The 14,390-nt window shown below is 60.5% G+C and carries 13 protein-coding genes; 6 read left to right on the top strand and 7 right to left on the bottom strand.

Going from position 1 to position 14,390, the window contains the following annotated elements; translation table 11 throughout:
• Positions 1–7 precede the first annotated feature (7 nt).
• On the top strand, positions 8–652 hold the full coding sequence (rdgB, locus tag FHX16_RS02075) for an RdgB/HAM1 family non-canonical purine NTP pyrophosphatase (protein WP_183860556.1): 645 nt from the start codon (positions 8–10) through the stop codon (positions 650–652).
• Between the two features lie 8 nt (positions 653–660).
• On the top strand, positions 661–1,863 hold the full coding sequence (gene hemW, locus FHX16_RS02070; RefSeq protein WP_259126396.1) for a radical SAM family heme chaperone HemW: 1,203 nt from the start codon (positions 661–663) through the stop codon (positions 1,861–1,863).
• Here the strand turns inward: hemW and aac(6') are convergent.
• Both aac(6') and FHX16_RS02060 read right to left on the bottom strand, forming a co-directional pair.
• Positions 1,860–2,330 carry an aminoglycoside 6'-N-acetyltransferase gene (gene aac(6'), locus FHX16_RS02065; protein WP_183860772.1) on the bottom strand — a complete coding sequence of 157 codons (471 nt, stop codon included), beginning with the start codon at positions 2,328–2,330 and terminating at the stop codon, positions 1,860–1,862. The genes hemW and aac(6') overlap by 4 nt on opposite strands.
• A gap of 66 nt (positions 2,331–2,396) precedes the next feature.
• Positions 2,397–3,314, bottom strand: a complete 918-nt coding sequence (locus FHX16_RS02060) for a DMT family transporter (protein ID WP_183753269.1) — start codon at positions 3,312–3,314, stop codon at positions 2,397–2,399.
• 215 nt (positions 3,315–3,529) lie between these two features.
• Between FHX16_RS02060 and gcvA the strand changes: the two genes are divergently transcribed.
• The 4 genes from gcvA to FHX16_RS02040 all read left to right on the top strand — a co-directional run bounded on the left by gcvA (position 3,530) and on the right by FHX16_RS02040 (position 8,620).
• Positions 3,530–4,414, top strand: coding sequence for a transcriptional regulator GcvA (gene gcvA / locus FHX16_RS02055; RefSeq protein ID WP_183753271.1), 885 nt, complete (start codon positions 3,530–3,532; stop codon positions 4,412–4,414).
• A gap of 150 nt (positions 4,415–4,564) precedes the next feature.
• On the top strand, positions 4,565–6,745 hold the full coding sequence (locus tag FHX16_RS02050; RefSeq protein WP_183860560.1) for a TonB-dependent siderophore receptor: 2,181 nt from the start codon (positions 4,565–4,567) through the stop codon (positions 6,743–6,745).
• Positions 6,746–6,749: 4 nt separating this feature from the next.
• Complete coding sequence (gene fhuF / locus FHX16_RS02045) at positions 6,750–7,499, top strand: siderophore-iron reductase FhuF (protein ID WP_183860562.1); 750 nt, start codon at positions 6,750–6,752, stop codon at positions 7,497–7,499.
• On the top strand, positions 7,496–8,620 hold the full coding sequence (locus FHX16_RS02040; protein ID WP_259126395.1) for an ABC transporter substrate-binding protein: 1,125 nt from the start codon (positions 7,496–7,498) through the stop codon (positions 8,618–8,620). Before fhuF ends, FHX16_RS02040 begins: the two co-directional genes overlap by 4 nt.
• Here FHX16_RS02040 and FHX16_RS02035 read toward each other — a convergent pair.
• From FHX16_RS02035 to mutM, 5 genes are all read right to left on the bottom strand, one after another.
• Positions 8,617–9,696: a saccharopine dehydrogenase family protein gene (locus FHX16_RS02035; protein WP_183860566.1), complete on the bottom strand. Its 1,080-nt coding sequence runs from the start codon at positions 9,694–9,696 to the stop codon at positions 8,617–8,619. The genes FHX16_RS02040 and FHX16_RS02035 overlap by 4 nt on opposite strands.
• 125 nt (positions 9,697–9,821) lie before the next feature.
• Positions 9,822–11,369, bottom strand: coding sequence for a chromosomal replication initiator protein DnaA (dnaA, locus tag FHX16_RS02030; protein ID WP_183753895.1), 1,548 nt, complete (start codon positions 11,367–11,369; stop codon positions 9,822–9,824).
• Positions 11,370–12,204: 835 nt separating this feature from the next.
• Positions 12,205–12,483, bottom strand: coding sequence for a 30S ribosomal protein S20 (gene rpsT, locus FHX16_RS02025; protein ID WP_016552476.1), 279 nt, complete (start codon positions 12,481–12,483; stop codon positions 12,205–12,207).
• Positions 12,484–12,668: 185 nt separating this feature from the next.
• Entirely contained in the window at positions 12,669–13,442 is a 774-nt protein-coding gene (locus FHX16_RS02020) for an enoyl-CoA hydratase (RefSeq protein WP_183860568.1), read from the bottom strand.
• Positions 13,443–13,456: 14 nt separating this feature from the next.
• Positions 13,457–14,347: a bifunctional DNA-formamidopyrimidine glycosylase/DNA-(apurinic or apyrimidinic site) lyase gene (mutM, locus tag FHX16_RS02015; RefSeq protein WP_183860569.1), complete on the bottom strand. Its 891-nt coding sequence runs from the start codon at positions 14,345–14,347 to the stop codon at positions 13,457–13,459.
• Between the last annotated feature and the right edge of the window lie 43 nt (positions 14,348–14,390).

Raw genomic sequence — 14,390 nt, 5'->3', positions numbered from 1 at the left:
GACCATCATGCGCAAGCTCGAAACCAAGACCATCGTCGTTGCCAGCCACAATGCCGGTAAGATCCGGGAAATTCAGGACCTGATCGGCCCCTTCGGCTTCACCGCGAAGTCGGCGGCCGAATTGAACTTCGTCGAGCCCGACGAAACGGGCACCACCTTCGAGGAAAACGCAAAGATCAAGGCGCTCGCCTCTGCCGAAGCCTCCGGACTGCCGGCGTTGTCTGACGATTCCGGCCTCGTTATCGATGCGCTCGGCGGCGACCCGGGCGTCTACACCGCCAACTGGGCAGAAAAGCCGGATGGCACCCGCGACTTCGCGATGGCGATGGAAAAGGTCGAGGTGGCGCTGGACAAGGCCGGCGCTTCCGAACTTGAACAACGCGCCGCCCGCTTCGTTAGCGTGCTCTGCCTGGCCTGGCCAGATGGCCATACCGAGCTGTTTCGTGGGGAAGTCGAAGGCGCTGTCGTCTGGCCGCCGCGCGGCAGCCAGGGCTTCGGCTACGATCCGGTCTTTCAACCCGAGGGTTATGACACTACCTTTGGCGAGATGAGCGCGGAAGAAAAGCACGGCTGGAAGCCGGGCGACGCAGAAGCCCTGTCGCACCGCGCCCGCGCCTTCAAGATTTTCGTCGAAACCTGCCTGGAAGCCTAAGGGCAAACGTGGACACTTTGGAACAGCCTGACCTGACGCGCTATGCCGCTCTTTTGCCCGATACCGGTGAACCCGGCTTCGGCGTCTACGTGCATTGGCCGTTCTGCGCCGCCAAGTGCCCCTACTGCGATTTCAACAGCCATGTCCGCCATCAGCCGGTGGATCAGGAGCGCTTCACCGCGGCTTTCCTGAAGGAGATGGCGACGGTGCGCCAACTGAGCGGGCCGAAGACGGTGACGAGCGTCTTCCTCGGCGGCGGCACGCCCTCGCTGATGAACCCCTCGACGGTTGCGGCCATTCTCGACGGCATCGGCAAGCACTGGCATATGCCAGATGGTATCGAGATCACCATGGAGGCAAACCCCTCCAGCGTCGAAGCGGAGCGTTTCCGCGGCTATCGCGCCGCCGGCGTCAACCGCGTCTCGCTCGGCGTCCAGGCGCTGAATGATCGTGATCTGAAGTTCCTCGGACGACTGCACGACGTTGCCGATGCGCTGAAGGCGATCAAGCTCGCGCGCGACATCTTCCCGCGCATGTCCTTCGATCTGATCTATGCCCGCCCGAACCAGACGGTCGACGAGTGGGAGCGCGAGTTGAAGGAGGCGATCTCCTACGCGGTCGACCATCTCTCGCTCTATCAGCTGACGATCGAAGAGGGCACGCCCTTCTTCGGCCTTCACAAGGCCGGCAAGCTTATCGTTCCGGATGGCGATCAGTCGGCTCTGCTCTACGAGGCGACCCAGGAGATCACGGCCCGCGAAGGGCTGCCTGCCTACGAGGTCTCCAACCACGCCCGCCCAGGTGCCGAGAGCCGCCATAACCTCACCTATTGGCGCTATGGCGAATATGCCGGCATCGGCCCCGGCGCCCACGGACGACTGACACGCGGCTCCATGAAGATCGCAACCGCGACCGAACGCAAGCCTGAAAGCTGGCTCGATCTTGTCGAGCGCGACGGCCATGGGATGATCGACCAGGAACAACTCGGTTACGAGGAGCAGGCGGACGAACTGCTGCTGATGGGGCTGCGCCTGAAGGAAGGCGTCGATCTCGCCCGCTGGCAGCAGCTTTCGGGCCGCGATCTCGACCCGAAGCGGGAGGAGTTCCTGCTGGAGCACGGCTTCATCGAGCGGATCGGCAATTCCCGGCTTCGCTGCACGCCGTCGGGCATGCTGATCCTCGATTCCGTCGTCGCCGATCTGGCCTGCTAGAGCGGCTGTCTGAAATAGACGACGCGCTGAGTTTCCTCGAAGCCGAGGGCAGCGTGGAAGCGGTGGCTGTCGACATTGTCCAAAAGCGCATCCGACGCAAATTCCGTACAGCCTGACGCCTTGCCGAAGGCGCGCACGGCCTCAAGCAAAGCCCGCCCGATGCCGCCCCGCCGAAACGCCGGTTCGACATGGATGCCCTCGAGGAAGAGAACCGGCGACGATCTGCAGCCGTTAACGTAGTCACGCCGCAAGCATGCTTCGGCGAAGCCGACCGCCTCGCCATCCGGCCGAAAGGCCAGAAAACCGCGGAAATCGGCAGCGTCATCATCGAGCAGCCGCCGCAGGTCCCGGGAATGCTCCTCCATCGACTGGTCCGACCATAAGGCTGCGCGAAGCTTCGCCCACGCGTCGATATTATCGCTCGACGCCCGCTCGATCCTGATCGTATTGCCTGCCTGCTGCTTCATCTCGACGCCCGAAATTGCGGTCTTCGGGATAGTAGCCATACCCTGCGGGTTTGCAATCTTCACCCGTCACGCCACCCGCCCGCGCCAACGGGAGAACAACCGCCCATCGATCGCCGCAAGGCCGATCGCGATCATCGCCATACCGATCAGATGCTTGGACTGCAGCTGTTCGCCGAGGATGGCCGCGCCGAGCAGGATGGCGCTGACCGGGATCAGGAAGGTCACCAGCATCAGATTCGTTGCCCCTGCCGTCGCAAGGATGCGGAAGAACAGCACGTAGGCGATCGCGGTCGATAGCAGGGCCAGACCCAGCAGCGCCAGCCAAGTCTCGACTGACGGGGCGGCTAGTGTCCAAGGTTGGTCAACGATGAGCGCGATCGGCAGCATCAGGACCGTGGAGGCGGTGACCTGCCCTGCGGCGGGAATGAGCGGCGCCATGCCCATTTGGCGGAAGCGGCGGCCGAAAATCCCGGCAAAGGCATAGGACAGAGCAGCAGCGAGCACCGCCAGCTGCGCCAGCACGTTCGAGCCGAGATCACGCAAAACGTCGAAGCCAATCATGTAGGCGACGCCGGCAAATCCGACGAGAACGCCAAGCAGGCGATTGCCGGTCATCTTTTCGTCCGCGGTCAGGAAATGCGCGACAACGACGCCGAAGAGCGGCGTGGTGGCGTTCAGGATGGAAGCGAGACCGCTTGCGATATGCGTCTGGCCCCAGACAATCAGGCAGAAGGGGATCATATTGTTCAGGATGCCCATGCCGAAGAACGCCGCCCAGGATTTGCCGTCACGCGGCATGGTATGGCCGGTTGCACGGACGATCATGTTCAACGCCAGCGCGGCGATCAGGACCCGGCCCGTGACGATCGTGAACGGCGGCAGGGTCTTCACCAGAATGCCGTTGAAGAGGAAGGAGCCGCCCCACAAGAGGGAAAGCACCAGCAACATCCCCCATTCGGAAAAACCCATCTGTTTCTGCTGCATCATCTACTCCCAAAGTCAGTCTGCTACGGCATATATGCCATCGCCAACGGCCACCACCCGATTGTTGCGCGATCTAAGAGCGGTTTTCTCGATTTATTCTCGCTCTTCATTCAGCCGGAAACGGCTTTTGCGATGGCTTTCCTGCTGATATTATTGCCATTCCTGGCATGAGACAAACGAGTCTTTCTCGATACATGATATAGCTGAGCTAAACCATGAGTGATTATCTCCCCTCGCTTTCAGCGCTTCGGGCCTTCGAGGCTGCCGCCCGGCATCTCAGCATGACGCTGGCGGCAAAGGAGCTGAACGTCACACCAGGCGCCGTCAGCCTGCAGATTCGCGACCTGGAGGCGTCGCTTGGCATCAAGCTCTTCGAGCGCAAGACGCGGGCGCTCGCCTTGACGGTGGAGGGTGCGGACTATTTCTCGACCCTGAGGGCGGCATTTCGTCTGGTTCGGGAAGCGACGGCGGCGATCACGGCGCGTGGACGCGGCGCCGTCCTCAATGTCACCTGCACGGCGGGATTTGCAACCTACTGGCTGGTGCCGCGCCTTGGACGTTTCGAGGCTATGCACCCTGAAATCGACGTCCGCATCAGCGCATCACACCGCGTCCTCGACTTTCAGCGTGACGGGATCGACCTCGCGATCCGCCACGGCCTCGGCGGATATGATAACCTGATCAGCGAACGGCTTGTCGATGACGAACTGGTGCCGGTCTGCACGCCAAAGCTCGCCACAGAACTGGGGCCCAATCCGTCCGCGGGCGCCCTCTCTGGTTTCCAGCTGATCCATGATGTCTATCGCCATGACTGGCAGCTCTGGCTGGAAGCAGCCGGCGCGACCGGAGTCGACCCCTCGCGCGGGCCGGTCTTCATGCATGGCAACGGAGCCTATGACGCGATGAAGGCCGGGCTGGGCTTTGCCTTGATGCGACGCTCGTTTCTGGAACGAGACCTGAAAGAAGGCGCAGTGGTCACGCCCTTCCCGATCGGCATTGCAAGCCGGCTTGCCTTTCATCTCGTCTATCCGGGCCTTGCGCTGGAGCGGCCGGCTGCAGCTGCCTTCCGTCGGTGGCTGTTGTCGGAGGCACAAGCCTGATTGGATGCGCTCACTTTATCATGCTGATTAAAATCATGCTGATTAAAAAGTGGAGTAATTTAATCATAAAATAGGGTTTTCTTCGGACAATTTCTTGACTATTACACTCCACATATTTTTCTCTATGCACATTCCCGGTGTGATAAGCCAATGAATAGTCTCCGATTTTCCTCTCGAATCCTTTCAACGTCGGCATTGGCCGGCATGGCGCTCGTTCATCTTCTCACGCCAGTCGCAGCACAGGACGCGACGGGAAAGCAGCAGGACGGTGCGACGGTTCTGGAAGACATCATTGTCAATGGCGGCAGCGGCGGCGTGATCCAGGCAGAGGGATATGTCGGCAAGAGCAGCGCCACGGGCACGAAGACCGACACACCCTTTATCGAGGTGCCACAATCGATTTCGTCGGTGACCGAACAGCAGTTGAAGGATCGCAATCCGCAGACGTTGCTCGATACCGTTGCCTACACACCCGGCACACGCGTCGGCGCCTATGGCTTCGATCCGCGTTTCGATTCGTTCTCGGTACGCGGTTTCGACGTGACCTATACCGGGATTTTCCGCGACAACCTCCGTCAGCCAGGCGCAGGCTCATCGCTCTTCAAGACCGAGCCCTACGGGCTTGAAGGAGTCTCCATCCTTCGTGGTCCCTCCTCCGCGCTTTATGGGGCAACAGGTGCCGGTGGTCTTTTCAACCTCATCACCAAACGGCCGACGGAAGAGCCATTTCATGAAGTTCAGCTGCAGTACGGCACTGAACAGCGTTATCAAACCCAGTTCGACGTTTCAGGCCCCGTCAACAATACGGATCCCTTCTACTATCGTCTGACTGGCCTCTACCGCGATGCCAATACCGAGCAGATCAGCGTTCCCGACGACCGCATCTATATCGCGCCAGCCTTCATGTGGAAGCCGGACGAAGACACGAGGCTCACCATTCTCGGCGAATACTCCCGAACGAAGACCGGCGGCACCGCGGCCTATTACAACGACCCTGCCGGCAACGTAACGGACTTTTTCGCAGGCAATCCGGCCTTCAACGATTCAGTCCAAAACCAGGCCCGCATCGGCTATGAATTCGAGCATCGGCTGAACGATGTCTTCGTATTCCGCCAAAACGCCCGTGCATCGACGCTCAATATCGACGCCGACTGGGCCTTCGCCTACGCCCCCAATGAGATCGATCCAAGTCTCCTCGATCGCAGCGCCGGAACGTTCGACGAGCGGCTGACGGCCTTCGTTATCGACAACCAGCTAGAAGCGCAGTTCGAGATCGGCGCCGTCGACCATACGCTGCTTGCGGGTCTGGACCTGACAAAGCTGCGCTGGCGTTCGCTCGATGGCCGCGGCGTGTCGCCGCCGCTCGACACCAACAATCCGACGGCAGGGGCTTTCGTTGCGCCGATCGATTTCGACACGCGTACCGTCCAGGACCAATGGCAAGTCGGCACCTATTTGCAGGACCAGATCCGCTATGACGCATGGATACTGACCCTCGGAGGTCGCTACGATTGGGTTTCGACGGACACCGACAATACCGACCTCAGCACGAACGCCTTGACGACCATTTCGCAGAGGGACAAGGCATTCTCCGGCCGCATCGGTCTAGGCTACGAGACAGATTTCGGCGTCGTACCTTATGCCAGCTACTCCACCGCCTTCTCACCCAATGCGGGCATCAACCAGGAGACAGACCAGCCCTTTAAACCGACGGAAAGCGACCAGGAAGAGATAGGGGTCAAGTACCTCCTTCCGAACAGCAATACGCTGCTCACGGCGGCGCTGTTCAATATCGACCAGAAGAATAGCCTTTACTACGAGGTCGTGAATCTGCCGACCGGACCGGCGAACATTCAGGTGCAGCGCGGCAAGATTCGCTCTCGTGGATTGGAGCTCGAAGCGAACACGAGCCTCGATAATGGCCTGTCGCTGGTTGCGTCTTATACCTACACCGATACCGAGATCCTGGAAGGAACGACCGGGACTGTAGGCAATTCCGTCTCATCGGTTCCGAGGCACATGGCTGGGCTCTGGGCGAATTATACATTCCGGGAGAGTAGCCCGATCTACGGTCTCGGTATCGGTTTCGGATCGCGGTATCTCGGCAAGAGCTATACGAGCGACACCAACACCGCCCAGAACGGGTCGCGCGTCCTCTTCGACGCCGCTGTCAGCTACGATTTTGCGGCGCTCGATAAGAAATACGAGGGCCTGAGCCTGCAGGTGAATGCCACCAACCTCTTCGACCGCCGCGAGCCCATCTGCTCGGCTGGCTTCTGCTATCGCGATCAGGGTCGCACCGTGATCGGCAGCCTGCGTTATACGTGGTGAGCTGATGGCGAGTGCTGGGCACCATATCGCTGCTCCGGGCGCCAGTGCCTCGGTCCTCTCGCCGGCTTTTGCCGGCGAGCATGCATGGTGCAGCGAGAAAATGGCTCTTTCCGCCGATCTGCCCGACGGCGTGCCGCTGCCGTCGTTCTTCGGAAATGGCGGGTTCGAGCAGGCGATCGGTCGCTATGCCACGGCCTGTGGCGACAGTGACCGGCGTGCGGTCGTGTCGATGTGGTCGCTGTATTACTTCTCCGCTCTCTCCATTCCCTATGTGCTGGCTCGCCGTCTCGCCGCACAGGAGCTGCCGGTCGCTTTTGACGACATGACGATTGCTTTGCAGGATAATGGCCTGCCGCGGGCGTTCGGCGTGCCGCACCGGGGCCGGAATGCCCGGAACGGCGAGGAAGACGGCTTTGAGGCGATTGGCCCGTTGCTGGAGGAACACCTTCCGGAAGCGATCAGGAGGCTCACCGCCTGCGGTGTTTCGGCCAAGCTGTGCTGGAACAATGCCGCGGTGTATCTCGACTACGTGCTGCGGTTGACCCTGCCGCCGGAAGGCCCGGATCTCACCGTCTTTGTGCGCGGCTGTCTGCCCGATGGCGGCGTCAACCCACTTTGCGGCAGCCTGCGATATGTCGAGGAAGACGGAGAGCGCGTCGCTCGCCGGAAGATATGCTGCCTGCGCTACATGCTGCCTGGCGTCCAGAGCTGCGGCAAGCTTTGCGCCCTTCCCAGTCAAAGGAATATGCAATGACCTGCCTCACCATCACAAGGCGTGGCTTTCTCGCCGCGGCGTCTGCGACGCTCTGTGCGCCGGCTCTGCTGAAGGCTGAGACGCGATGGCCGCTGACCGTGATCGATGCCGTCGGGCGGACCGTCACGATACCCAAAAAGCCGAAGTCGATCATCCTCGGCACGGGTTTCAATCTTGTCGCGCTGTCGCTGATCCATCCGGATCCGGTCAGCCTGCTGGCCGGCTGGGCGACGGACATGAAAACGGACAATCCGTTCATCTATGATGCCTTCCGCGGCAAGTTTCCCGCCCTCAACGAAGTCCCGCTTGTCAGCAACGGCCTGGCGGATGGTATGAACTTCGAAGCTGCCCTCTCGTTGGAGGCCGACCTGGCGGTCATGGGCATGTGGCAGGCAGAGGGCGAGCAAGGAAAGCGTGCCATCGACTATCTCCAATTGACCGGCGTGCCTGTCATCGTCGTCGATTTCAATGTCGATCCACTGAAGAGCACCCCGCGGGACATCCGCCTCCTTGGTCGCATCCTGGAGTGTGATCAGCAGGCTGAAGATTATGCCCAGCTTTTCGAAAAACGGGTGCAGCGCATCAGAGCGGGAGCGACGGGGAAAGGCGAGGATGGGCCGCTGGTGCTAATGGATGCCTTCCCGAGCGCAACGCGCGGCAGTTGGGCATACGGTCGAACCAGCCTCGGCGAATTGATTGCGTTTGCCGGCGGACGCAACATCGCGGACAAGAACCTGCCGCCACAGGGCGGTCCGGTTACGGCGGAATATGTCATCGCGGCGGAGCCGGACGTCTATATCGCCACCGGCTCGCCCGGCGGGACTTACACCTTCTCGATCGGCCCTGGCGTCGATCCTGCGGAAGCGCGTCGGTCGCTCGAGGAGACCGTGAAGGCCCCCACGCTTGCGCCGCTGAAGGCGGTGCGCGAAGGGAACGTGCATGGCATGTGGAACTTCTTCAACGCCGTGCCGCTGAACGTGCTGGCGGCGGAAGCGGTAGCATCCTGGATCAGGCCCGACCTGTTCGGCGATCTCGATCCGACGGGCAGCCTCGCCGAGATCAACGAGCGTTTTGCGGCTGTGCCCTTCGAGGGCGCATATTGGACGAGCCTGACAGGCTAACGGGCAGGCGCGCCAGTCTTGAAAAGGCTGCCGGTTGGCGTGTTCAGGAACATCGCCAGCGGAATGTACTCCTGATGCAGGAAGCCGGTGGACGGCAGCAGATCGTCGCGCACCATCTCGATGACGGCAACCACCGAGGCCGATGTCGTCCACGCGATCGCGGTGCGGCGGGCCCCCGCGATCTCGATCGGATAATAGGCGCGGACAAATTCCTTGCGGCGCAGGGTGCCGTTTACCGTACCCTCCGCCGCCACATGGACATAGACAACATCGTCATCGACCGGAGGCTTGGCATTGGTCAGTATCTCGCCGGCAAGCTTGCGCCTGTCGCGCATCAGCAGTTCGTGGAAGAAGAAGTTCATCAGATCCATGTGCCCCGGATAGCGCATCGTCTTGTAGTCGAGGTTCTCGACCTTGCCGAGGAGCGTGTCGCACATGGTTCCGAGACCGCCTGACGTCGTGAACGCCTCAAGTTTGACGCCTTCGACATAAATCGTCTCATGCCATTCCATCGGCGAGACGAGTTTGCGAACGCCGCCCTCGATCACTTCGCAGTCGTTCAGATACTCGTTGACCACGCCCTCCGGCGACCAGTTGAAGGCGTAACCAAGGAGACCGGTCGGGTTCTGCGGCAGCGCGCCTACCCGCATGCGAATGGAACGGCATTTGTCGAATCCGTCCGCAAGGCTGGATCCGACAATGCCGACGAAGCCGGGGGCAAGGCCACATTGTGGCGCCATCAGCCCACGCGCTGTCTTCGACAATTCAATAATGAAATTGGTGGTCGGCACATCCTCGGTCAGGTCGAAGTAGTGGATCCCCGCAAGGTGGGCGGCACGCGCCAGGCCGATATTGAGGTGATAAGGCAGGCAGGAAAGCACGGCCTCGACGCCTGATAGCAGTTCACCGATCACGACCGGATCGGAAATGTCTCCACTCCAGCACTTGAACGGCACCTCCTCGTTTGGCGCCTGAAGGTCGACGCCGAGAACGTCGAAGCCTCCTTCGTGGAGGAGCGTGGCTGCCAGCCGCCCGACCTTGCCCAGCCCAAGTACGGCAATCCTGTCAAATCCCATCGATCCCTCCCACGAGCGCATGGCGACACGTTCCCAGCGTCAAGCGTACAGAAGATTGCCGGCAAAGGAAAACGGCCGGAGCATAGCCCGGCCGTTAAAAGTTGCTCAGAGAGGTTGCCTACTTATTATTCGTTGATCAGGCGCTTCAGCAGTTCAATCTCGTGCGAGAGCTTCGTGTCCCCGGCAATAAGCTCCTCGATCTTGCGCACGGCGTGCAGCACGGTCGTGTGGTCACGACCGCCAAAGCGACGACCGATTTCCGGGAAGGAGCGCGGCGTCAGCGTCTTCGACAGATACATGGCGATCTGGCGCGGCTTAACGATGACGCGGGTACGGCGGTTCGAAACCAGCTCCTGGCGCGACACGTTGTAGTGCCGTGCGACGATGCGCTGGATGTCCTCGATGCGGACTCGGCGCGGCTCGCCCGAGCCGACGAGATGCGCAAGAAGCTCATCGACGCGCTCGACCGTGAGGTTCGGCTCGAAGGAGCGGCGGAAAAGCAGCTGGTTGAAGGCGCCTTCCAGCTCGCGGCCGCTTGCCGTGATGTTACGCGCAACGTGGTTCAGCAACTCGGCCGAGATTTCCAGCGACGGATCCTCGAGGCGAGCAGCAGTGAGACGACGCTTCAGGATTTCGAGACGCATCTCGTAATCCGGGGCGTCGAGCTCGATGGCCACACCGCCCTGCAAACGCGAGCGGACGCGTGGATCGAGCGATTCCAGCTCCCAGGGAGCGCGGTCTGCAGCGACCACGACCTGCTTGGCGCTGTCGAGCAGCATGTTCAGCAGGTGGCAGAACTCATGCTGGATCATCTTGCCCTGCAGGAACTGCATGTCGTCGATGATCAGAAGGTCAATGTTGCGCAGCGAGTCCTTGAGCGTCAAAGCATCATTGTCGCGGATCGCGGTTGCGAAACGCCACATGAAATACTCCGCCGTCAGGTAGACGACGCGCAGCGCACGCGGGTTTTGAACCGCGGCATTGGCGATCGCCTGCAGAAGATGCGACTTGCCGAGTCCAACGCTGGAATGGACGAAAAGCGGGTTGAAGCGAACAGCGCCCTGTCCGGCTTCCGCAATCGTCTTGGCAGCAGCAAGCGCTACACGGTTCGAACTGCCTTCAACGAAGGTGTCGAAGGTGAAACGGGAGTCCAGCGGCGAGCCAAAGAGCGGCTGGCCGGAGCTGGCCGGACGGGCCGCAGCCGCGGATGAGACCGTGTGCTGAACAATCTGCCCGGCATGCTGCGCCACGGAGCGGCGCGTCTGTGCGGCAGCAACAGGCTCTGGAGAAACCGGCTCTTCAGCCGGTTTGCCAACGCTACGCGTTGCGGTGCGCACGAGAATTTCGACTTTCAGGATTTCGGAGTCTTCGGCCTGGAACAGGCTGGTGATCAGCTCAAGATACCGATTGTTGATCCAGGACTTCAGGAAAGTTGTCGGCACCGTGAGGCGCACGACGCTCTTTGAAACCGAATGCAATTTCAGCCGCGCAAACCAGCTTGCATAGACATCCGGACCGACTTGCGCCTTCAGACGGGCGCTGACACGATCGAAAAGTACACCATGCTTCATTTCTCCCTTTTCCCCTGCCGTTTCGGCGCAAATAGAGCCAAACGCCTGCGGTTCATTGTCCCCACTCTCCAGGACATCCGCCGTCATTGTATTCATCTGCATCATGCCGCCTTCCATTCGTCGGCCGACTTTGTTCGTCGCCCGATTATTTCCCCGCTATGACCAGAAAGTGGCACCCTCATGAGCCACTCGCCTGCCGGTTCACTCGAATACTGCCCCACTCACAAGACTTCCCGAGAAAGCGCGAGCCCGCTTCATGCGGCCCGACTGCCCCCTGTCGGACTGGATGCCGCTCCTCGTAAGCCAGCATCCGGTCGTCCTGTCACGACTTCTCTTCCCCATTCCGGCTTCACGCCACGCGTGCAACCAACACACAAAACATCACCATTCCGCGACAGCCACGTCGCGGTCAAAAATGCTCAAGTGCGTGAAAAACCGGAGACTTTGACTCTCCGTAACAAGTGGCACAGGATCATCGTCCTGCCGACGTGGCAGTTTCAGACCGAGCCTTCGCAGGTGATGTCTGGACCCCTTGTTGGAGGGCATTTAGGCAGGATCGATTGCGGGAATCAACGATGAATTTTACGCAAAATTAAGAGCGGCCCGTTGACTCCCGCGGCACCTTTAGGGCGTCACATCCGTGTCAAAAAAGAATCGCTTTTGAATCAAGGAGATTCGCCTCGCTGACATTTTTGACACGCATAAAAAGAAAAAAATAAAAAAGCTTCTTGACTCTGCTCAGACCGCAGATTGTAGAGCCCGAGTCGCGTGCACCTGAAGTATCCTACAACAAGTATTTGTTTTTGTTATATTTTTCGTGTCACACGCTCGACATGAAATCGTCGCCGAGTTAACCATACGGAAGCCAGTCGGCAGAATCGAAAAAGCCCGACAAAGTTGCCGGGCTAATCATAATGATGCGTTTATTAACGAAGGATTATGCTGTCGCAGAAACCGACAGGGCCTTCACACGAGCTGCGAGGCGCGAAACCTTGCGGGAAGCCGTGTTGGCGTGAACAACGCCCTTGCTTGCGGCGCGAGCCAGTTCAGGCTGCGCGGCCAGGAAAGCTTCCTTTGCCTTGGCAGCATCACCAGATGCGATTGCCTCTTCGACCTTGCGAACGAAAGTACGAACGCGCGAGCGACGAGCCTTATTGACGTCGGTACGGCGGGCGATCTTGCGGGTCGCTTTTTTCGCCGAAGTTGTATTGGCCATGGATGCCTCTCTAAGAATTCGAACAAACTCCGTCATTACCGCGGGCCTTGCGGCCACTTCATACAGCAATGCGGGAGCATAATCGGAAAACCGGAGTGGCTTCCCGAACCGTGGGCGGGCATATAACCCTAAAGCCGACCCACGTCAACGCGCATTTTCGAGGAAACGCCGCCTTTCTCCAAGGCTCAGCGGTTCTTGAAGGCAGGCTTACGCTTTTCGATGAAAGCCGTCATCCCCTCTTTCTGATCTTCGGTGGAAAACAGGCTATGGAAAAGCCGGCGTTCGAAGCGCAGACCTTCATCCAAGGTCGTCTCCAGCGCGCGGTTTACCGCCTCCTTCGCCATCAGCACGGACGGACGCGACAGCGAGGCAATCTTGGCGGCCGCCTCCAGCGCCTCGTCCAGCAGCCGATCCGGCGCCACCACACGCGAAACGAGTCCTGCGCGCTCGGCTTCAGCAGCATCCATCATCCGGCCGGTCAGGATCAGGTCCATCGCCTTATATCTGCCGACGGCACGCGTCAGCCGTTGTGAGCCACCCATGCCGGGGATGACGCCGAGGGTGATTTCGGGCTGGCCGAACTTGGCGGTTTCCGAGGCGATGATCATGTCGCACATCATGGCGAGCTCGCAGCCGCCGCCGAGCGCAAAGCCGCTGACGGCCGCAATGACGGGCTTGCGCACCTTGGCGACATCGTCCCAGCCGCTCATCAGGTCGCGGCTGTAGACATCGACATAGCTGAGCGGCTGCATTTCCTTGATGTCGGCGCCGGCCGCGAATGCGCGCTCGGAACCGGTCAGGACCATGGCGCCGATGGCATCATCGGCCTGGAAGGCTTCGTAGGCCTGCAGGAGTTCCTTCAGCACCGTCGAGTTCAGCGCATTCAGCGCCTGCGGGCGGTTCAAGGTGATCAACCCGACTGCACCGCGGGTTTCGACGATCAGCGTTTCGTAGGCCATGGACAATCCTCCCGTTATTTCTGGCAGGTAGGGCAATAGAAGGTCGAACGCCCCGCCTGAACAATGCGTGCGACCGTACCGCCGCAGCCCGGAGTACGGCAAGGCAGACTTTCGCGATCATAGACCGAGAAGGAGTGCTGGAAGTAACCGAGCGAACCGTCCGTCTGGATATGGTCCCGCAGCGACGAGCCGCCCGCCTTGATGGCGTCGGCAATGACGTCGCGGATCGAGGTGACCAGAAGATCCATCTGCTTGGCCGGTTTCCCCGTCTTGGTCACGATCGTCGCCGCAGCACGGGTCGGGCTCAGGTGCGCGCGCCATAGCGCCTCGCAGACGTAGATATTGCCGAGCCCTGCGATATTCTTCTGATCGAGCAGCGCGCTCTTCAGCGGCTGCGCCTTGCCGATGAAACGTTCCGCCAGATAGGCGGCGCTGAGTGCGTTACCGGTCGGCTCCGGCCCGAGGCCGAAGAGGAAGGGATTGAGCTCAAGCTCGGAGCGCCGCGCCATATCCATGAAGCCGAAGCGGCGCGGGTCATTATAAATGACGCGGCTGATGCCTGTCGGTCCCTCGAGATGGAAGATGGCGTGGTCGTGCTTTTCATCCTTCGAACGCGGATGATGAAAGTCGCCAGGCTGATCGGACACTGGCCCGGTCTCGATGCGGAACGAGCCGGACATGCCAAGATGCGAGATGATCGTCGTGCCGTCGTCGAGGTCGATCAGCAGATATTTGGCGCGGCGACCGAGCGCGACGATCTCGCGGCCGGTTGCCCGCGTCTCCAGACCGTCCGGAAAGGGAAACCGCAGGTCCTTGCGACGCAGCTCTAGGCGGGCGATCCGCGCGCCTTCCATCGTGGGGGCAAGCCCGCGTCGGACGGTTTCGACTTCTGGCAATTCCGGCATCTTAACCCATCTATATCTAACATGTTTCAACCACGGGCGTTGT

The sequence above is a fragment of the Rhizobium sp. BK661 genome (genome assembly GCF_024808825.1).
Taxonomy (GTDB): domain Bacteria; phylum Pseudomonadota; class Alphaproteobacteria; order Rhizobiales; family Rhizobiaceae; genus Rhizobium.
Note: the sequence above shows the minus strand (reverse complement) of the source record. Positions and strands in the feature narration are given on the sequence as shown.